Origin of the sequence: Oribacterium sp. NK2B42, from assembly GCF_000424445.1 — a bacterium.
GTDB lineage: Bacteria > Bacillota > Clostridia > Lachnospirales > Lachnospiraceae > Oribacterium.
In genome coordinates this window covers 1-20,627 of the sequence record NZ_AUJX01000014.1, presented here as the reverse complement: position 1 = coordinate 20,627, position 20,627 = coordinate 1, and the positions used below count along the sequence as shown (strand labels likewise).

Sequence of the window (20,627 nt, the reverse complement as noted above, 5' to 3'; positions counted from 1 at the left end):
TTCTTTTTACAAAAAAAGAAATGCTTTCATCTACGTACGTGAAAGCATTTCTCCTTGTCTATAATCATTTTGGAATGTCGAAATCAAAGCTTCCGGCTTAGCTGCAATCCATTTCCATCAATGATCAGAATTTGTATTTCTATTATTTGTTATGTCCAAACTTGTTGTAGTTGATGAGGCATCCATCCTGAACGATCTGGCGCTCATTCTCTGTCATAGGAAGAACATAAAGCTCGATTTCTGTAGCCTTTCCGTCCTTGATCACATAAGCCTTGACATCGTCGAGCTTGTTGTCCCTAAGAGCCTTCTTTATGCCCGGAACATAGATGTAATCATCTACCTCGAACTTGTCAGGCTCGCCCTTAAGATGGAACGGAACCATACCCCAGTTCATGCAGTTCGATCTGTATCTCTTTGTAGCATACTCCTGAGTGATGTTTGCAAGAGCTCCGAGAACTCTCTGGCAGGAAGCAGCCTGCTCACGGGCAGAACCGTCACCCGGCTTGTTAGCGTAGATTGTAGAACCGATCTCAACGTCTGAAGCCTTAACATTCTCCTGACCGGGAATTGTGTTGATAACCTTGAATACATCAGCTACCTCTGCGGGAACCTTTCCGTTCTTACGCTCAGCCTCAAGATCTCTTACAGCCTTTGCCTTTCCAACGTACTGAGGATCTCTTCTTGAAAGTGTAAACTCAGCAAGTCCGAGAGGATTTGATCTGAAGGATGAGGTCTCACCTGAAGGGATAAGCTCATCGGTGGTTGTTACAGGATCAAGTATCTTTGATGCAACCTTAAGGAGAATATTGTCTGTCATCTCCTCCTGCTCAGGCCAATCCTTGATGTTAGGTCCGAAACGAAGCTCTGTATCAAGCTTAGCCTCACCCACGCCCTGATACAGTCTGTTTCTGTAAGCCTTGTCATCGTAGTTGTACTCAGGAATATCGCCCCAGCAATCAAGCTCTTCAGCTGATGTAAGGATACCCTTGTTAGCAGCTGTTGCTGCGATTGAACGAGCATCCATGAGACATACAGCAGACATCTGACCGTTACCCGGCTTTGAACCTTCACGGTTAGGGAAGTTACGTGTTGTATGACGGATTGAAAGAGCATTGTTAGCAGGTGTATCACCGGCACCGAAGCAAGGTCCGCAGAATGCTGAACGGATGATAGCACCGGCATCCATAAGATCTGCAAGAAGTCCCTTACGGTCAAGGTCTGTATATACAGGCTGTGATGAAGGATATACGCTGAGATAGAACTCACCGTCGCCGATGTTCTTGTCCTTAAGGGCATGTGCAGCCTCAACAACGTTTGTATAGTTACCGCCGGCACAGCCTGCGATGATTCCCTGCTGTACCTGAAGCTTATGATCAGCTGTAATCTTATCAAGAAGAGTAAAGTGTGCTCTTCCTTCAGCTACCTTCTCTGCTTCCTTCTCTGTCTCGCGAAGGATATCCTCAAGGTTTGCATAGAGCTCTGTGATCTCGTAAGCATTTGAAGGATGGAAAGGAAGTGCGATCATAGGACGGATTTCTGAGAGATCGATCTCTACGCAGCCGTCATAGTATGCAACCTCAGCAGGATCAAGCTGCTTGAAGTCTTCTCCTCTTCCATGCTTTGTAAGGAATGCCTTTGTATCGTCGTCTGTTCTCCAGACAGAAGAAAGACATGTGGTCTCGGTGGTCATAACATCTATGCCGTTTCTGTAGTCTGTTGTCATAGATGAAACGCCGGGTCCTACGAACTCCATTACCTTATTCTTAACGTAGCCGTTCTTGAATACTGCCTTAACGATTGCAAGTGCGATATCATGAGGTCCTACAAATGGTGCAGGCTTTCCTGTAAGGTAGATACAAACCACACCGGGATAAGCAACATCATAGGTCTGCTGAAGGAGCTGCTTTGAAAGCTCTCCGCCGCCCTCACCGATAGCCATGGTTCCGAGAGCACCGTAACGTGTGTGTGAATCAGATCCGAGGATCATCTTTCCACCGCCTGCGAATTTCTCACGCATGAACTGGTGACATACTGCAATGTGAGGAGGAACATAGATTCCACCGTACTTCTTTGCAGCTGTAAGACCGAAGTAGTGGTCATCATCATTGATGGTTCCGCCTACTGCACAAAGTGAGTTGTGGCAGCAGGTAAGAACATAAGGAAGAGGGAACTTCTCCATTCCTGAAGCTCTTGCTGTCTGGATGATACCTACATAAGTGATATCATGTGATACCATTGCATCAAACTTGATCTTGAGATCATCCATGTTTGAATTGGTATTGTGAGACTTCATGATACCATATGCGATAGTACCCTTCTTTGCCTCTGCCTTGTCTGCAGCCTTGCCGGTAAGCTGCTCTACCTTAGCTGCTTCCTTCTCGGGAACGATTTCTTTTCCGTTTACGAGATATACGCCGCCTTCATGAAGCTTGACCATAATAAAACCTCCTTAATAGTGCCCTTATGGGTTAAAATATACGTTTTTGAAAATCCATAGACATATGCATGTTGCACAGTACAAAAGTGGTTTTTAATAGTAAATTTACGATTATTGTACCACATTTTTAATCCGCAATCTGCTTTATGCCATCAATTATCTATGCAAATATATTAATTCAGATATGAATATTAGTAAAATATATATATCGATATAAAAGCCATAGGCATTTCCTATCGTCTCCACCACCTTGTATACAGTCTTCCTATGCTTATGAGAAAAAACATACCGTCCCTACCACATTTTCCTATGAGTAGGAACGGCACTATTTATTCTTCTCTCAGGGTGAAGCTTGTATTGTGCTTGAAATCCGGAATTAATAGAAGAGATGTCCGAGATTGAATACACCAAGCGCAGCCATGATTACGTTGATAACAACGTTCATTACCGATAAGAGAAAAAGAGTTTTGAACATCTTGTTCATCTCATCTGTTGTTGTTTCTTTAGCTGCCGAGTAAGATGACATGATGATCGCACCACCTGTCGAAAGAGGGCTGATAGCTGCAGCAAAGGATGTAGCTGTAACCGCTGATATAAGCTCTACATAGCTTACATTTGATCCGAATGTCTTAACAATGTTGTCACAGATAGGATAAAGTGTAGGCATTACAACACCGGTTGTTGAACTTACCCATGAAAGGATACCTGAAGTAGCTGCCATGATAGGTGCTGCTGTGCTCTGGTTCATATGTGAGCTTAAGAAATCTGATACAAGTGTGATACCGCCGAGCTTGTCGATAACATTTACAAGTACGCCTACACCACAGATGAGCATCAGTGTGCCCCAAGGGATTGACTTAATAGCCTTCTTCTCATCTGCACATCCGAGAAGGATAAGTACTGCAGCTGCAACGAATGCGAAAAGTCCTGTGTCAAGCTTGAAACCGATACATGCGACAACCATGATAACGATAGCTGCAACTGTGATCTTCTGATCTCTGTTAAATGCAGGAATATCTGAAAGCTTAAGAGGGTTGTCTCCCTTTACCTTGTAACCCTTATAGTAGATGTAAAGAATAAGTGTGAAAACGAAACCTGAAAGAAGTGTTGTAAGGAAAAGGTGAGTGCCAAATCCTGTGTATCCCAGAGGCTCACTGAGGTTCTTCGCCAGGATACCCGTCATGGAAAGGGTTGAAGCGCATCCTGCATTGGCACCGAGCTTTGCGTAAAGAGCGGTTGCCATAGGGTTGATATCAAGCTCAAATGCAAGATATACAGCGAAGGTTGTCATGAGGATTCCGGCTGCGATATGTCCGGGTCCGATAGCTGAGATGAATGCTGAAAGAGCAAACATAAGAATCGGTATAAGATAAGTTCTCTTTCCTACGAGAGCTACGATTTTCTTGGAGAAAAGATCAAGTGTACCATTCTGTGAAGCCATTCCGAAGAAGAAGGTAACACCTACAAGTGTAACAAACATGGAGCTTGAAAAGCCCTTTGAAATATCCTTTGCTGACATCTCTCCTGCCAGACCAAGGAGGAACGCTGCTCCGATTGAAAAGAAACCGATATTTATCTTCTTGATAAATCCGACTGCAACTACTACAGCCAATACTACAAGCGAAATCAATGCAAAATTCATTTCTAAATCTCCTAAAATTTTCCGAGGCTGAATGCCTCTACCATAGATTCAAATATCCCAAACGTTATATATCCAAAGAATTACTATCCTTACTTCCGATTTGTCCGGCTTACCGGAATCAGAAGAATTTTATTCTATACTATTATGTCTTTCTTATCAGCCTCTTATGACTGCATTACCTTCCATGATCAGGTTTGCAGTTCTGAATCCAAAGGTGTCATCGATTTTTGGTACACCTGGCTTTTCTGCATCTGCAGCATAGTCAACTCCACACTCAAGAATGCCGCTTGCATGTCCTATACGGATGAACTGTGTATCTGTACCAACTGAAAGAACCTTATTAACAACGCTTCCCTCAACTACTGCCGCAGCTGCTGTACACATAGCACCTGTCATAGCATAGCTTGGATGAGCCTTCTGCATTGACATCATTCTGGAAAGAAGGTCAATGTTTTCTTTCTTGATTTCCTTGCCATCCATAGTTATGTAATCCGCAGCTTCGGAAACGAAGGTCATCTTAGGAATACCGGGGGTCTCCCATGCTGACTTTGTATAGTCATCTATAAGACCAAGCTTTACTGCTGCAAGACCTCTTACTTTTTCAAGAAGATCAAGCTTTTCAGCATCTCCGTTAATATCATCAGGTGTCTCGCCACCGTTTAAGCCAAGGCTCTGTGCCTTTACGAATACCAGAGGATTTGCTGCATCAACGATGGAAACCTCAACCTTGCCGAAATCAGGAACATCCAGGACATCTACCGCATTACCTGTAGGAAGAAGTCCTTTTCCAAGGGTTCCTGCCGGATCTATAAATTTAAGCTTTATGGGGGATGCTGTTCCGGGAACTCCGGCTATTGCGAAATCGCCGTCATAAACTACTTCTCCGTCTTCAGTCTTAACTTCCTCTTCGATGATCTTATCTGTGTTTGTATTGAAGACACGAACGCTTGTCATTCCGTCCTTTACTTCAACCAGTCCCTTTTCAATTGCGAAGGGTCCTACACCGGAAGAAATGTTTCCGCAGTTTCCTTTGTAGCTTACGATAGGCTTATCAACCGATACCTGAGCGAAGGTGTAATCAACATCTGCATCAGGTCTGTCAGACTTCTTAATGATAGCTACCTTACTTGTTACTGACTGTGAACCGCCAAGTCCGTCTATCTGCTTTTTGTCAGGACTTCCCATAAGTCTCAGAAGGATGTTGTCCCACTCGCTTTTATCCTTTGGAAGGTCGCTTTCAAGAATGTAAACGCCTTTGCTGGTTCCGCCTCTGATGATAGTAACCGGCAGCTTCATCGCACTTCCTTGCATCTTTCCCATATTATCTCCTTTTGCTGCTACTCCCTTAAAGCTCAGCATCTTAATAAAAGAATCGGGAAATGTTACTCATCAGGGGGATGACGGGCAACATTTCGTTAGGTTTTCAATGAACAAGTGCGCATTTGTTTCTGTAGCTATACATTAGCATTTGTACTTTTATATATCCAATGCATTTATTCGATAAAATATATGCATTGAACGTATAGTCGGGTTTAGTGTATGATTAATACGGATCACGCAGGTGCCTGATTCACCATGAATTCTAATATTCATCATTTAATAGGCTATGGCTGAGCTATTGCACAGAAATTTAAGCAAGGAGTTATTATGGATTTCAAGGATCTTACATATCTGATTGCGATTGAAAAGTATGGAAATATTTCGAAGGCGGCGGAGGCACTTTTTCTGTCACAGCCTTCTCTTTCAAGATTCTTACAGAATACAGAGTCCTCCGTTGGGCAGCCCTTGTTTAACCGGATAGGGAACAGGTATGTGCCGACTTATATGGGACAGCGTTATCTTGCGAGAGCTAAAGAAATATTGAATATAAAAAAAGAACTGGATCAGGAATTGGGAGACATCCTGAAGAATGATTCGGGTTTACTCAATGTGGGCTTTCCTGCCATGAGAGGAACCTACATGCTGCCCTGTACCCTCCCTATATTCCACAGTCTTTATCCGAATGTAAAGATCAAAATCCATGAGGCCAGCTCCAGCCGCCTTAACGAGCTGATCCTGAACGGAGACATCGACCTTGCGTTTTACAATCAGCCGGATGACAACCCCAATATAGAGACCGAGATCATAAGCCATGAGGAGATGGTTTTGGTAATGTCTCCGGAAAATCCTCTGTGTGAGCTGGCCTACCCCATGGAGGGCTGCCGCTATCCTCACCTGGATCTTAATTATTTGGAGGAAAGGGGGCAGGGTGTGATAATGCAGAATCCCAATCAGCGTACCAGGATCATAGTGGACAGGCTTTTCAGGCAGCACCGCATCACCCCCAACATAATCCTTGAAACCAGCAACATCCGGGCTGAGGCAGAGCTTGCCTCCAGAAATTACGGGGTCTGCTTCATTACGGAGACTCACCTTAAGCATATGACTCTTGACAGACCTCTGAAATATTTTTCAGTGGGAGACCCCAGTACACCCATCAATTTCGTGGCGGCTTATCGGAAGAACAGCTATCTGCCGTACCATGCCACGGAGTATATAAAGATTGTTAGGGACTTCACGTAATCTCAATCCGGACAGACAGACCAGAGGGGCATCCCTGATACACCGAGTCGCCTGCAGTGTATCAGGGATGCCCCTCTGGTCTGCCTTGACTGTATTTATATCAAGTATCTGACTGATCAAATCTATATCCTACTCCACGAACTGTTTTAAGATATATAGGGTTTTTAGGATCTGCTTCTATTTTGCTTCGTATGCGTTTCACATATACCGTGACGGTGTTTTCGTCTACCACTGCGCCGCTGTCGTCCCAAATCTGGCGGTAGAGCTGTTCTTTGGTGAATACTTCGCCGGGGTGCTCCATGAAGAAACGGAAAAGGGCGGTTTCGCGGCCGGTGAAGTCCAGTCTCTCTCCGTTTTTCAGGCATTCAAGTTTCAATGTATCAACACTGAAAGGACCTGTTTTTATCTGGTCATTGTTTGCCTGGGCGTATACCTGGGATCTTCGGATAAGGGCTTTCACGTTTTGTATGAGGAGGGCTGTATGGAAGGGTTTTGTGATATAGCTGTCTGCACCGTACAGGAGGCCTGTCATCTGATCGGTTTCATCGGATTTTCCGGACAGCATGAGAACCGGGGTCATGTCATTGGCTCCTCTCATTTGCCGGAGCACTTCATAACCTCCCACATTTTCCATCATCACATCAAGGATGATGAGGCTGAATTTCTGTTCCTTCAGGAGCTTGAGGGCAATGCTTCCGTCCGACGCTTCCGTAACCCGCATCCCTTCCCTCTTCAAGGCTGTACGTATAGCCATACGTATTGAAATCTCATCATCTACCACCAGTATGTTTTCATTAGCCATAAAGCACTCCCCTTCGATTATCATCCTTTCGTATCATAATACCATAAAAAGAGCTCCCGCACAGTGCGGAAGCTCCGATTATTTACAGTTTCTATTATGAAATTATGCTGCCTTCTTCTTTGAAACAAGAGGCTTAACAAACGGATATACAAGCATGATCACACAAGCTGTTACAATTACGAATGTGATAGGCTTTGAGAATATAGCCATAATGCTTCCGTTTGTGAGTGTATATGCTCTACGGAAGTTAGACTCACACATCTGTCCAAGTACGAGACCAAGAACAAGTGCTGCCGAGTTGTATTTAAGCTTTGAGAACAGATATCCGATGATACCCGCACCTACCATGAGAACAACGTCACCTGTGTTATTGTTTGTGGCATATGCACCGATGGTTGCAAGCATAACGATAACCGGTCCGAGGATTGAATACGGAACGGAAAGGATCTTTGCGAATACCCTCGCAATACCCATGGAAACAATTACCATTACGATATTGGTAACGAACATTGATGCAAATACTGACGCAAGGTACTCAGGCTGCTGTTTGATGAGAAGCGGTCCTACCTGCACGCCCTGGATAACGAGAGCTGTCATCATAATGGCAGCTGCATTACCGCCAGGGATACCAAGTGAAAGAAGAGGAACCATGGCACCACCGGTAGCACCGTTGTTGGCTGCCTCGGAAGCTACGATACCGTCAGGAATACCTGTACCCAGAAGTTCAGGATGCTTTGAAACCTTCTTCTCAATTGCATATGAAAGGAAGGAAGCAATGGTTGCGCCGGCACCCGGAAGGATACCTACTACTGTACCAAGTATTGATGCACGGATCATTGTCCATTTTGTATCCCAAAGCTCCTTGAATGAAGGAAGCTTTGCGGATGTATCTCCGCCCTTTGAGGTAGAATCCTTCTCCACATCGATCTTCTTCTGCTTGTTTGTCTGCTTAAGAACCTCAGTTACGGCAAAGAGACCGATCATAACAGGGATCATCTCGATACCTCCAAGGAGTGTTGAGCTTCCGAAGGTGAAACGGGCGATACCAAGCATAGGATCCATACCGATACATGCAAGCAAAAGTCCGATACATCCTGAAATAAGAGTCTTAACGATATTGTCACTGTCAAGACATGAAAGAACTGAAAGTCCGAGGAAAGATACTGCGAAAAGCTCTGAAGGTCCGAACTTAAGAGCTACTGCTGCAAGCTGCGGAGAAATAAGAGCCATGGCGAAGGCTGCTACAAGTCCGCCGAAGGCAGATGCGATAAGTGAATATCCCAGAGCCTTACCTGCCTCACCTCTCTGAGCCATGGGGTAACCGTCGAAGGTTGTAGGCGCAGATGAAGGAGTTCCCGGAATCTTGAAAAGGATAGCTGTGATTCCGCCTCCGGTGATGGATGCGCAGTAAACTGATACAAGAAACGCGATAGCAACGATGGGCTTCATCGCGTAAGCAAATGGCAGTGCAAGGGCAACCGCCATGGATGCTGAAACACCCGGCATTGCTCCGAAGATAACGCCGATGATGGTACCACCTACGATAAAGAGGAAGGTAGCAGGCGCAAATACTATAGAAAATCCTGTTACAAGTAAATCAAACATACTCTTATCTCCTCCTTAGAACGGTAATATCTTTTCAAATGTAAGTGCAAGCTCACGGAAGAAACCTGTTCCTCTTGGAAGCATGATGTCAAGAGCACCCTGGAAAAGAATATAAATGACGATGGTGATAAGAACTGAAACTATTGCAAGCTTAGGGATATTATCTGCCTTAAGCAGGATTCCGTAACCGATAAGGAACAGAATACATGACGGTACAAATCCGATGGTAGGAAGTACCAGGGCAAGGATCGCAACTGCTATCATACCGATAAAAAGCTTGCTCTTAAAGAAGCCTGCAACATCAATCTCTGAAGTGATGGTCTTGCCATCAGCCTTAAGCTTCTTTAATGAAGTAACGATATTCACTACTGAAAGAATGATCATTATGCCGAGAATGATCTGGGGCCAGAATGCTGCACCAAGCTCTGTTGGTGACGCTGCCGCTGCGGGATCTGCACCGATCATTGCAAAAAGCCCTATACCGGCAATGATTAAAACTGCTGAAAAAATGATATCCAAAATAAATCCCCCTTTTGAAAAATCGGGGAAACAATATCCTGTTCCCCCGACCAAACCTAACTCTTTATACTAATATCATGAATTACTTGGTACCAAAGAGAGCTGTAAGATCCGCATAGTCTGCATCCCAAGCGGCTGTGTAGTCAGCTGTGTTGAGCCAGCCCTGTCTCTGATCAAGACCCTGCTGCTTGCAGAACTCCTGGAAAGAATCAGATGCAACAGCCTTCTCAGCAGCAGCCTCGAATGCCTTTAAAGCTGCATCAGGTGTTCCAGGGATGTAGAAGATACCACGTGCAGGACCATAAGTTGTCTCGTTATTGATGTCAGCGGTTGTCTGAACATTCTCCCAGCCCGGAAGTGTAAGGTGCTGGTCTGTACAAGCACCGATAACCTTCATGTCGCCTGACTCTACCATTGCAGATACCTCAGCAGGACCCTCACATCCAAGGTTGATGTGTCCGCCTACGATATCAGCATTGAGCTGTGATCCCTCTGTATAAGCAACAGCCTCAACCTCACCATCAAATGCACCCTGTACGCAGGCTGCGTCAAGACCTGTGATAGTCATAACTCCGCACTTTACAGAACCCGGATTTGCCTTAAGGTACTCCTTAAGCTCTTCCATATTGTTGTATGGCTCATCCTTACCTGCTACGAATACGTTAACGTCATGTACGAGCTGGCAAAGAGGCTTGATTGAACCGTAAACATCGAAATCTGTAGCGCCTGTGATCTGTGCAAGCATAGGTGACTGTGTGCAGAGGAGATATGTATATCCGTCTGCAGGCTGTGAGGCTGCAAACTGTACACCTGTAACTCCGCCTGCTCCTGACTTGTTGTTTACAACAACCTTAACACCGATCTCACTCTCAAGAGCTGTAGCGAATGCTCTGAGTGTAGTATCAGCTCCACCACCTGTTCCCCAAGGGCAAACGATTTCAATGTTGCGCTCCCAGGTCCAGTCGCTTGCAGCAGCATCCCCAGCTGCAGCAGTCTCTGTCTTGGCATCTCCGCCTGCAGCCTTAGTCTCAGGTGCTGTAGATGAACCACAACCTGTAAGAACTGCCATTGACATAGCCGCAAGAATTGCGACAGTACCTAAAAATGATTTTTTCATAATAGAACTTCTCCTTTCGTTCTTTAACCTATGGGCACATTATATTTTTCATTGCATTTGAAGGCAATATTTTGGGCACATTTAACAATGACAGTTTTGTCATAAAACTTACAGACAAACGGTCGGGCATCCGTTTAAATGGATGCCCGACCGCTTGTATAAGCTATTTTTCCGGCAGTATTACTCCCCTGTTGCTCCGGGAAGGTTTAACGGGTCTGATGATATGAGCTGACTCAGCTCTTTATAGAAGTCTTCAAAAGTCACATGACGGTCAAAATAACCATTGTTGAGATACCATTCAAACTCGATCATCTTTTCTTCACTTGTGAGTATGAGTCTTATTTCCGGATTAAGACTCCTTATGATGTTCAGGGTTTCCACTCCGTTCATAATAGGTGTGTGATAAGACGATATGACCATACCGAAATAATCCTTATTCCTCTGTATGATCGATATTACAGCTGCCGGATGATCAAAATATTCAATCAGATATTTACTTCCCCTGAATATCTCTTCAATTCTTCTCAGATCCATACGTTTGTCATAAATGATCGCTATACGCCTTATGGCCGATAACCTGCTCAGGGATCTTGTCTGTTCGTTTTCTTTTATTGGAAAATGAATGGTGAAGGTTGTGCCTTTACTGCTGCTCTTAACATTCATCCTTCCGCCCATTGACGTAACTGTATTCCTCACCACCGAAAGTCCAAGTCCGGTGCCTTGCCTGCTGCCCTTGGTTGTATAGAATGGCTCGTAAATCTTCTCTATTATCTCATTCGGGATTCCGCAGCCTGTATCCGACACCGTGAGCACAGCTTCATCTGCTTCTTTTTTCAGAGTCACTTTGAGAATTCTCTCCTCGGAATTCTCCATGGCATCAAAGGCATTTTTACTGAGATTAAGCAATATATGTTCAATGCTTCCGTTTCTTCCGTAGAGATGAATGTCTTCGTGTGTGATCTCACTCTCAAATTTGATCTTGTGTGGAGTCAGACGTTTCACAATATTCACAGCTTTTTCTGTTTCATCCCTAAGATCCATAAAATTAAGCTTCGCACCGGTATCCTGTCTCGCAAAGCTGAGCAGGTCCGTAGATAACTGCTTTGCCTGGTCAAGAGATGTAGACATTTGCCTCAAGAGCTCGTGGTTTTCTTCCGAAATGTCAGGGTCCGACTCAAGAAGATCCACATAGACCATTACCGGCGTAAGGAAATTATTGAACTCATGGGCTATATGACTGGACATCATTCCAAGAGACTGAATCCTTTGATAATTCCTTATTTCATCACTTTGTTTCTGGATCATCTCCATGCCGCTGTTGATCTCACGAAGATAGCTGATCTCTCTGTTCTGCCTCATGATATTCATGACAACTGCGGTCCCTATGATGGCTATCAAAAACATGATAAGTGTGATGATAAAGAAAATATTGAGAAATTGTCTTAGGGGCTGAGACAAAACCTCCATGGGAAGAATAGCCGTTATCGTCCATTCTTCGTTCTGGATATACAGTTTTGTAAATGCTCCGATGACTGTTTCGGGATTTATGATTTCACCATCCCTTTTATAAATATTAATGACGTCATATCCCTCAGCCGCTCTTTTCTGGTAGTTGCTCCACCGGAACATATCATCAAAGGCATTGGGATCTCCTGTGGTGTTTTCATATATGGATTGAAAACCGGTGGTGCCTACCTCCTCTGTTACGGGATGCATTATTATGGTGTTCCCGGTATCCTTGATATAGATATATCCGCCTCCGTTTATACGCACAGGTTTGATGATCCTGTTGTAGATTTCGTTTAGATCCAGGGAATAAACGGCAGTATAGGGATCACCGGAAATGCGCAGGGATTTCTTTACATACAGAGCAAATTTCCCTTCTTTAGTGTCATAGCTCTTTCCTACGATTTCAGCTCTGTAGTTTTTTTCAAGACTGTATTTTTTAGCCCCCATCATAATCTTATCTTCCCGATAGGCATCCTTTCCCCCGGGCATGAACAGATCCACGATATTATAGTCCTTATCCATAAGGACATATCCGTTGTAAAGAGGAAAGCTGTCATCCAGAAGGTATTTGTTACGGACATGCACTTCAGAAAGATCACTGCATTCTTTTGAAAAAGTCACGTCTATCTTATCTCTTTCCTGCTTAAGGAAATTGTTGAGATTGTCACCTACGATACGCGCTATGGAAAGAAGTTCTGTCTCCTGCTGTTTTATGAGAACATTGCTGTAAGTCTGAAAGCTCTTGTAATCCACATATAGGATGATGAACACAAGGATCAGTGATATGACAAGCCCCGACCTCTGTAAGATGTTCGTGAAAAGCATGTTGTTTTTTTTAAATGACATATTTTTCATAAATATACATTTCCCTTAAGTCAGTTTTTTAAATATATTACATTATATGCTGTGGAGACGCAAAGCAGGCAGGAGGAAAAATTCCTCCTGCCCGGTTTATACGTTGTATTAAGTTGGAGTCTCGGGAGTTCTGTACCCCCTTCTTCGAATGAAAAAATCTGAACACTTAGGCTGCCATTGCGATCAGCTTTTTGATCTCGCTGACCAACGCGTCTGTATACTCGGTTGTACTTGCATTTCCGCCGATGTCTCTTGTTGTGTGAACACCTGCGTTCATAACATTGCTAATAGCTGAACGGATAAGATCAGCGTAATCATTTAATCCGATGTGATCCAGCATCATACATGCTGACCAAAGGAATGCTGTAGGATTTGCGATGTTCTTTCCTGCGATATCAGGAGCTGATCCGTGAACTGCCTCGAACATTGCCATATCTGTTCCTACATTTGCTGAAGGCATGAGACCTACACCACCGATGAGACCTGAAGTAAGGTCTGTAAGGATATCGCCGTAAAGGTTCTCAGTTACAAGAACATCAAACTTTGTAGGATCCAAAACAAGATTCATGGCACAAGCATCAACTATCATGTTGTCTGCAATGATATCCGGATAATCCTTGGCAACCTCCTCAAATACATGAAGGAAAAGTCCGTCTGAAAGCTTCATGATGTTTGCTTTGTGGATGCAGGTTACCTTCTTACGTCCGCAGTTTCTTGCGAATTCAAAAGCTGAACGGCAGATTCTCTCGGACTTGCTTCTTGTGATAACCTTGATGCTGTGCATCTCATCATCTGAAATCTGCTCTTCGATTCCTGCGTAAAGATCTTCTGTATTCTCACGGAAGGTTACGATATCAGTGTTAGGGAATGGTGTAACTACTGCCGGATTTGACTTTGCAGGTCTGAAGTTTGCGTAGAGATCGTATTTCTTTCTCATGGTAACATTCAGTGAACGGAATCCCTTACCAACCGGTGTTGTGATGGGGCTCTTTAAAAGAACCTTTGTCTTCTCGAAGGAAGCGAATGCCTCGTCCGGAATAAGCTTTCCGTTTCTGTTGTACTCTGCTTCACCTACGTTGTATATATCAAACCTAACGGGAACATGAGCCGCCTGGAATACTGCAAATACAGAATCTGAAATCTCAGGTCCGATACCGTCACCCATAAAGAATGTAACTGTCTTTATTGCCTTATTATCTGTTGCTCTCATAGTTTACCTCCCACCCCATTGCTTTAATATTTTGTCGTTATATCGGGTCTTGAATCATTTGTTGTTTATTTCTCGTCTTTAAATGAATTGCAGACTCAACTTTGACTTTATGCTTTGTTTAGGACTTGTTTGTTGTGTCCTTTTTCCTTATGTGTCTTATGATATACCTCATTTAAGGACGTGTCAAGCATGTCTTTTATTATTTTTGGGAATGGGTTATATAACTGAGGGATTGTTATTCATTTTGGAATGGGGCAGAAAATGCAGGGGATGCGCGACGGCCCACGGGATTGAAAAGACATACGGCCTTGTATGTTCGTCCCAGAAGCACTCACGTGCGTCTGTGCCGTACATACAAGGCCGTATGTCTTTTCAACCCGCAACAAGGAGAAAATGCCATTTGAATGCGCTACGCGCAGGCATTTTCGTTTGATTTCGGCTTACGCCGAAACAGCCTCGCCGCCTGGGGGCATCAGCATTTCTTACGAAACGCTGATAAAGCAAGCCTAGCCGCACATCCCCTGCATTTTCTTCACTTATTCTATTTATTTACAAATGCCATCTTTTACTCTTACATTACCGTCCAAACAAGTGAAGGACGGTTCTCGTGCGAGAACCATCTCACTTGTTTTACGTTGTCAAATGCCTGAATGTTGATTATGTCCTAAACTACAAACCTAATGAACTATAACTATAAATAGTCGTGTAGTCAGAGTGTTATTAACCGAATGCAATATTACAGAAAAAAATTAGTATAGCCAGAATGAAAAGTTCTATGATGTTGTCATCGGAATAAGGATAGCTCTACATGAAACATCCTTAGTTTCTTTGTGTGTTTTATTATCCTTTGTAGTGATTTATTAAACATCCTGCAAGGAGTATTTTTCTTTCTTCTTCTGTCAGGATATCGAGTTTTGCTTTTATCGTCTTGACTTTATGACTTTCGATTTCCATCTGATCAAGGTTTCTAACTTCATCTTCGGTAGATACATCAAACTTTTCATCAAGAATTTGTATCTCAACTTCGCTTCTGCCGCTTCTTAGTATTTCTTTTATGTCCGAAATAAAGAGATATTTTCCGACGGGTATATCCAGGGGTTCTTCTGTACGTAATGGTAATATGCCCCAGTTTATGAGGTTGCTTCTGTAGCGTTTTGTGGAGTATTCGTTGGCCAGGTTGGCAAAACCGCCGAGGACTTTCTGACAGGAGGCTGCCTGTTCGCGGCTGGAGCCGTCTCCTATCTGATCAGATATCATGATAGAACCAAGGGTTATGTTACCGGCTTTTTTGTCAAGGTTTAAAGCTGTTTCTATAGTTCTCAGGGCTTTTGCTCTGCCAACATATTCAGGGTCTCTGGAGATCATGGTGAAGCCGGAGATTTTTTCGGGATTGGATCTGTAGGAGCTGGCTTCTCCGGATGGGATAAGTTCGTCAGTTGTTACTGAGCCTTTATAGGAGCCGGCAACCTTCAGCAGTATATGGTCTTTCAGGGGAGCCATTTCAGGCCAGTCAGCGATATTTGGTCCCTTAATCAGTTCTTCCGAAGGGTTCTCATGTCCGTAATTATCAAATACCTGTTTTTCGTATATCTTTCTGTTGAATATGTGCTTAAGTTCACGGTAGTTTATGTCCTTAAGTTCATCTGCTCCGGTGAGTTTTCCGCCGTTTCTTACTGTTGTAGCTATTGAGCGGGCATCCATCAGGCATACTGCGGACATTTGTCCCTGACCGGGTTTGCTGCCTTCTCTGTTTGGATAGTTTCGTGTTACATGTCTGATAGAGATCTGATTATCTGCCGGTGCATCGGTGACGCCGAAGCAGGGACCGCATATACAGGGGCGCATGGTTACGCCTGAAACAGCAAGCTCCGATCCTATACCTTTTGTCATCAGGTCTTCCATAACAGGAAGGGATGCCGGATTCACATGAAGGTTCAGTTTATTACCCGGGATACCGTAAATGTCATCATTAAGACCTGACTTCAGGATATCCGCTACAGCTACTATATTCTCAAAGAGTCCGCCTGCGCAGCCTGATATCAATGCCTGGTCCGGATAGAATTCACCATCCTTAATATGATTCATGATCCTGAAGGGTTCGCCATGGTTACCTTTTATCCTGTTGCCTTCTTCTTCGATCTCCTTCAATATGTTTGTCATGTCGGCTTTAAACACACGTATAGGCATAGCATGGGAAGGGTGGAAAGGCAGTGCAATCATGGGCTCAACATTATCCATATCTATTTCGATAAACTTGTCATAGTAGGCACCTTCTTCGATACGGAGGCACTTGTACTCCCCGGCTCTTCCATGCTCAGCCAGATACTGCTCCGTCAGCTCATCTGTTTCCCATATGGAGCTTAATGCTGCCGATTCCGTTGTCATTACATCGATACCCATTCGGAATTCCATGGAAAGGTTCCTGATTCCGGGGCCCATTATTTCAAGTACATTATTTTTATTAAATCCGTTTGCGAATGTCTTTGCAATCAAAGCAAGTGCCACATCCATCGGTCCCACACCGGGTTTGGGCTTTCCGAAAAGTTTAATGCCTACAATTTGTGGATATGCTATATCATAGGTCTGTCCCACCAGCTGTTTTACAAGCTCACCGCCGCCTTCTCCTATACCCATGGTACCGAGAGCACCGTATCTTGTATGTGAATCGGAACCAAGGATCATTTTTTCTCCTCCGGCCATCATTTCACGCATATACTGATGCAGTACTCCTCTGTATGGCGGAAGGAATATTCCTCCGAATTTTTTTGCATTGGACAATCCAAAAGCATGATCATCCTCAAGTATGGTTCCACCTACAGCACATAATGTATTGTGACAGTTGGAAAGTACATAAGGCATCGGAAACTTTTTGAGTCCTGAAGCTTTGGCTGTTTGCAGAATGTTTACATAGTTGTTATCCGGAGACACCATGCAGTCAAATTTAAGCTTAAGCTGCTCCATGTTACCGCTGTGATTATGTTTTTCCAGGATCTTATAAGCCATGGTTTTTTTACGGCCTTCTTCAACATTCCCGAAATTATCCGCTCCCAAAATCACATTATAAGACTTGTCTATAAAAACTCCATGTTCAATCAGTCTGACCATATCTGCTCCTTATACAAATAACAACACCTTCATAATCTAAACACGATTATAAAGGTGTTGTTTCCATAAGTAAAATATATCGATTTGAATACTTTTTATACGATATTATTTATCTGACATCTGTCATACCAAAGCTGCTGTATCTGATCGAACATACTGTTTATCATTATTTTTTAACTGCTTTGTCAGCGAATGCTTCCTTCATGGTTTTAATCAATGCCCGCTCTGCTTCATCAAGATAAATGCCTTCCTTATAAACCACATTCACATCCCATGAGTCTTCTTCATCACTGAAATTATAGACATTGAAATCAGGATTTTTAAAGGGTTCAATGGCTCTTTCCGGAACAATGGTTATGCCAAGACCGGAGCTTGCAAGCTGAGTAGCCGATATGCAGCTGGATACCTCCATAACTTCTTTGGGTATAAAATCATATCTCTTGAAGACAGCATCGACCTTTCTTCTGATATACTGTCCTCTCTTCAGAATAATAAACGGCAGCTCCGATAATTTTTCAAAATCAACCCGTGGATAATCTCCCTCCGTTAAATGATCTTTGATCCATTCTGAAGCAATCATATCTTTTGAAGTAACAAGATAAAGCCTCTCTGTATAAATATATTCAGTTCTGACTCCAGGCGGTAAATGATCATTACCACCCGGCAAAACGCAAAAGGCTATTTTGTCATTCATCAGATTATTAATGATTTCTTCCGATTTTGACTCCTGAAGATATATTTCGACATTTGGATATATTTCCCTGAATCTGCCTATAACCTTAGGAAGCATATATCCGGCTCTTTCTGTAGGTATGCCAATGTTTATACGTCCCTTTTGACCATGACCTATATCAGATAACTCACGCCTCAGATTATCCTTCAAAACAAGTATCTGCCTTGCGGTTTTTACATACCGCTCCCCTGCATAGGTAAGACTTATGGGATTTGTTTTTCTGTCAAAAAGTTTTACACCCATATCCTCTTCAACCTTGGAAATTATATAGCTTAAGGAAGGCTGGGATATATAAAGTCTTTTGGCAGCTTCCGTTACAGAATGATAATCCGCAACCGCGGTAATATAAGTCAACTCTCTAAAATCCATAGAATCACTTCTCCTATTGAAAAAAGCATCTGTCAGAAATCAGCTCAGCAAAGGATAAAATTGCATGGCAGATTTATAAATTCTTTCAATTATCCTGTAGCTTCAGTTTTATTCTAAAGCAGATCATAGAAGATATCTATAGATTATTAGTATTTGAATACAATTTTAATGATTCAGATGTTGAAGGATTATCTGCAATATGAACTAAGCAGATGTTCAGTCTCCCGGTGTAAAATCAATATTCCTGTGAATTAATTTCTGATATAAACATATCCGTCCATTATGCGTCTGGCTGTTCTCTGAACTGCCACACCGGGAATCTTGTATCCGGCCGGATCATTACCTTCCTTTATTACTGTAGGAACCATAGTCATTATTCCGCTTGGATGACCTATTCTGACGGTTATCTGACTATCCTTTACAGGAGCAATTTGATTTACTATAGTGCCCTCAAGAAAGGCTGCCGTAGATACTGAGCTTGCTGCTGTAAGAGGTATAGCCTTATGACATTTGAAAACAGAAATAACTCTGGCGCAGACATCCATCTTTTCTGCATCTACGTCTTTCCCTTCAATATCAACAAAATTCTTTGGAACAGTAACAAATCCAACCTTCGGAACACCGGGCTGATTATCTGTAGCTTCTTTAAGATCCTTGGCCAGTCCCATCATAACACAGGCAGTACCGCGGATTTTCTCCAGCTTATCCATTACTTCGCTGTTAGAATTGATCTCTTCAGGAAGCTCTGTTCCATTCATACCTAAATCTTCTGCCCTTACAAGTACGATGGGATTTGACACATCAATTATGGTAGATTCGATCTTTCCAATACCGGGTATATCCAATACATCCACAACATTACCGGTAGGAAGAAGCTTACCTGTTTTAGAACCTGCTGGATTCAGAAAATCCACCTTTAATTCAGCAGCTGTTCCGTCAACTCCTGCAATTTCACAATCACCGTCCTGAGCAAATGTATGTGTTTCAGGATCGATTGGTACATCGACATTAATGTATTTATCCGTATTCTTATTAAGCATACGTACAGTTGTTACCGGCTCCTTAATATCAACCATACCTTCTTCAACACAGAATGCCGGAACTGCAGCAGTCATATTTCCACAATTGGATTTATAATCCACCTGACGTTTTCCAACTATAACCTGGCCAACCAGATATTCAATGTCTACATCCTTTTCCTCTGATTTCCATATGATTACAATTTTGTTGTTGGAAGAAACAGTTCCACCCATACCATCAATCTGCTTGGGATCGGGACTTCCCATAACCTCAAGAAAGATATCATCCCATTCGGCTCTGTCAGCAGGAAGATCTTCTTTCTTGAATAAACAGCCCTTAGATGTACCGCCACGCATAAATACTGTTCTGAATTTTCTCATATAGCTTCTCCTTTATATAAACTTACACAATCAACTATCATTTGATATTTGAATTATAATTCAAATATTGTCATCCAGATAATATATATACTTGTATCTTTCTTATAATAATTATTCTATGACCATAATTATAGAACTTCTTTTTGATATTCACACATAAATATAATAAACAAACGAATATGACTTTATGTTTTAAATAAACAAAACAGGTATGAAAATAATAAAGATAATCACAAAAAAGCTTTACGTAACAAAAAAAGCTTTCCAACTACTATAGTCAGAAAGCTAAATATATCTATATATAAAGACATAATCCTAACGGATTATTTTGAACCGCTCAAAGCCGCACGGCTCTTTTGATCTACGATCAAAAGCAGTATCGTACCTTCAAAACAGCATACCATTTATGAATCATTCTTGGTAATCCATCATTCCTCTAAACCTTTCCAGCCTTTTTGGACAAGCCCTCGACCTATTAGTAACTATCACCTGAATGCTTTACAGCACTTACAGCTTAGCCCTATCTACCTCGTAGTCTTCAAGGGGTCTTACTCTAACGATGGGATATCTCATCTTGAGGGTGGCTTCACGCTTAGATGCCTTCAGCGTTTATCCAGTCCCGACATGCCTACCCTGCACTGGAGTTGATCTCCAACAGGTCCAACAGAGGTCAGTCCATCCCGGTCCTCTCGTACTAAGGACAGCTCCTCTCAAATATCCTACGCCCGCGCCGGATAGGGACCGAACTGTCTCACGACGTTC

General features: G+C 43.0%; 13 protein-coding genes and 1 rRNA gene. 1 reads left to right on the top strand and 13 read right to left on the bottom strand.

Going from position 1 to position 20,627, the window contains the following annotated elements; genetic code table 11:
- Nucleotides 1-142: 142 nt before the first annotated feature.
- The 3 genes from G625_RS0106255 to G625_RS0106245 form a co-directional block, all read right to left on the bottom strand.
- The gene (locus G625_RS0106255) at nt 143-2,437 is read right to left on the bottom strand and encodes a hydratase (protein ID WP_029200432.1); all 2,295 of its coding nucleotides are present in this window, start codon (nt 2,435-2,437) and stop codon (nt 143-145) included.
- A gap of 376 nt (nt 2,438-2,813) precedes the next feature.
- Nucleotides 2,814-4,079 carry an SLC13 family permease gene (locus G625_RS0106250; RefSeq protein ID WP_029200431.1) on the bottom strand — a complete coding sequence of 422 codons (1,266 nt, stop codon included), beginning with the start codon at nt 4,077-4,079 and terminating at the stop codon, nt 2,814-2,816.
- Nucleotides 4,080-4,235: 156 nt separating this feature from the next.
- Nucleotides 4,236-5,399, bottom strand: coding sequence for a 2-methylaconitate cis-trans isomerase PrpF family protein (locus G625_RS0106245; RefSeq protein WP_198014870.1), 1,164 nt, complete (start codon nt 5,397-5,399; stop codon nt 4,236-4,238).
- Nucleotides 5,400-5,726: 327 nt separating this feature from the next.
- Between G625_RS0106245 and G625_RS0106240 the strand changes: the two genes are divergently transcribed.
- Nucleotides 5,727-6,641, top strand: a complete 915-nt coding sequence (locus G625_RS0106240; RefSeq protein ID WP_029200429.1) for a LysR family transcriptional regulator — start codon at nt 5,727-5,729, stop codon at nt 6,639-6,641.
- A 100-nt stretch (nt 6,642-6,741) separates the two neighbouring features.
- Here the strand turns inward: G625_RS0106240 and G625_RS0106235 are convergent, their stop codons facing one another.
- The 10 genes from G625_RS0106235 to G625_RS0106190 all read right to left on the bottom strand — a co-directional run.
- Nucleotides 6,742-7,443, bottom strand: a complete 702-nt coding sequence (locus G625_RS0106235) for a response regulator transcription factor (RefSeq protein ID WP_029200428.1) — start codon at nt 7,441-7,443, stop codon at nt 6,742-6,744.
- A gap of 102 nt (nt 7,444-7,545) precedes the next feature.
- A complete protein-coding gene (locus tag G625_RS0106230) occupies nt 7,546-9,048 on the bottom strand; it encodes a tripartite tricarboxylate transporter permease (protein ID WP_029200427.1) in 1,503 nt (500 codons plus the stop codon).
- A gap of 15 nt (nt 9,049-9,063) precedes the next feature.
- Complete coding sequence (locus G625_RS0106225; protein WP_029200426.1) at nt 9,064-9,567, bottom strand: tripartite tricarboxylate transporter TctB family protein; 504 nt, start codon at nt 9,565-9,567, stop codon at nt 9,064-9,066.
- A gap of 82 nt (nt 9,568-9,649) precedes the next feature.
- Entirely contained in the window at nt 9,650-10,684 is a 1,035-nt protein-coding gene (locus G625_RS0106220) for a tripartite tricarboxylate transporter substrate binding protein (protein WP_029200425.1), read from the bottom strand.
- A 180-nt stretch (nt 10,685-10,864) separates the two neighbouring features.
- Nucleotides 10,865-13,048, bottom strand: coding sequence for an ATP-binding protein (locus G625_RS0106215; protein ID WP_029200424.1), 2,184 nt, complete (start codon nt 13,046-13,048; stop codon nt 10,865-10,867).
- 166 nt (nt 13,049-13,214) lie between these two features.
- Complete coding sequence (locus G625_RS0106210) at nt 13,215-14,258, bottom strand: isocitrate/isopropylmalate dehydrogenase family protein (protein WP_242826605.1); 1,044 nt, start codon at nt 14,256-14,258, stop codon at nt 13,215-13,217.
- 840 nt (nt 14,259-15,098) lie between these two features.
- Nucleotides 15,099-17,363 (bottom strand): hydratase, encoded by a 2,265-nt coding sequence (locus G625_RS0106205; protein ID WP_029200422.1) that lies wholly within the window; start codon nt 17,361-17,363, stop codon nt 15,099-15,101.
- 166 nt (nt 17,364-17,529) lie between these two features.
- Nucleotides 17,530-18,465 carry a LysR family transcriptional regulator gene (locus tag G625_RS0106200; protein WP_029200421.1) on the bottom strand — a complete coding sequence of 312 codons (936 nt, stop codon included), beginning with the start codon at nt 18,463-18,465 and terminating at the stop codon, nt 17,530-17,532.
- A 251-nt stretch (nt 18,466-18,716) separates the two neighbouring features.
- A complete protein-coding gene (locus G625_RS0106195; RefSeq protein ID WP_029200420.1) occupies nt 18,717-19,865 on the bottom strand; it encodes a 2-methylaconitate cis-trans isomerase PrpF family protein in 1,149 nt (382 codons plus the stop codon).
- 455 nt (nt 19,866-20,320) lie between these two features.
- A 23S ribosomal RNA gene (locus G625_RS0106190) occupies nt 20,321-20,627 on the bottom strand; the annotation flags it as partial.

Excerpts from the sequence above, each read along its gene's own strand:
- G625_RS0106255 (WP_029200432.1), bottom strand. The coding sequence starts at position 2,437 with ATGGTCAAGCTTCATGAAGGCGGCGTATATCTCGTAAACGGAAAAGAA.
- G625_RS0106250 (WP_029200431.1), bottom strand. The coding sequence starts at position 4,079 with ATGAATTTTGCATTGATTTCGCTTGTAGTATTGGCTGTAGTAGTTGCA.
- G625_RS0106245 (WP_198014870.1), bottom strand. The coding sequence starts at position 5,399 with ATGGGAAAGATGCAAGGAAGTGCGATGAAGCTGCCGGTTACTATCATC.
- G625_RS0106240 (WP_029200429.1), top strand. The coding sequence starts at position 5,727 with ATGGATTTCAAGGATCTTACATATCTGATTGCGATTGAAAAGTATGGA.
- G625_RS0106235 (WP_029200428.1), bottom strand. The coding sequence starts at position 7,443 with ATGGCTAATGAAAACATACTGGTGGTAGATGATGAGATTTCAATACGT.
- G625_RS0106230 (WP_029200427.1), bottom strand. The coding sequence starts at position 9,048 with ATGTTTGATTTACTTGTAACAGGATTTTCTATAGTATTTGCGCCTGCT.
- G625_RS0106220 (WP_029200425.1), bottom strand. The coding sequence starts at position 10,684 with ATGAAAAAATCATTTTTAGGTACTGTCGCAATTCTTGCGGCTATGTCA.
- G625_RS0106215 (WP_029200424.1), bottom strand. The coding sequence starts at position 13,048 with ATGAAAAATATGTCATTTAAAAAAAACAACATGCTTTTCACGAACATC.
- G625_RS0106210 (WP_242826605.1), bottom strand. The coding sequence starts at position 14,258 with ATGAGAGCAACAGATAATAAGGCAATAAAGACAGTTACATTCTTTATG.
- G625_RS0106205 (WP_029200422.1), bottom strand. The coding sequence starts at position 17,363 with ATGGTCAGACTGATTGAACATGGAGTTTTTATAGACAAGTCTTATAAT.
- G625_RS0106200 (WP_029200421.1), bottom strand. The coding sequence starts at position 18,465 with ATGGATTTTAGAGAGTTGACTTATATTACCGCGGTTGCGGATTATCAT.
- G625_RS0106195 (WP_029200420.1), bottom strand. The coding sequence starts at position 19,865 with ATGAGAAAATTCAGAACAGTATTTATGCGTGGCGGTACATCTAAGGGC.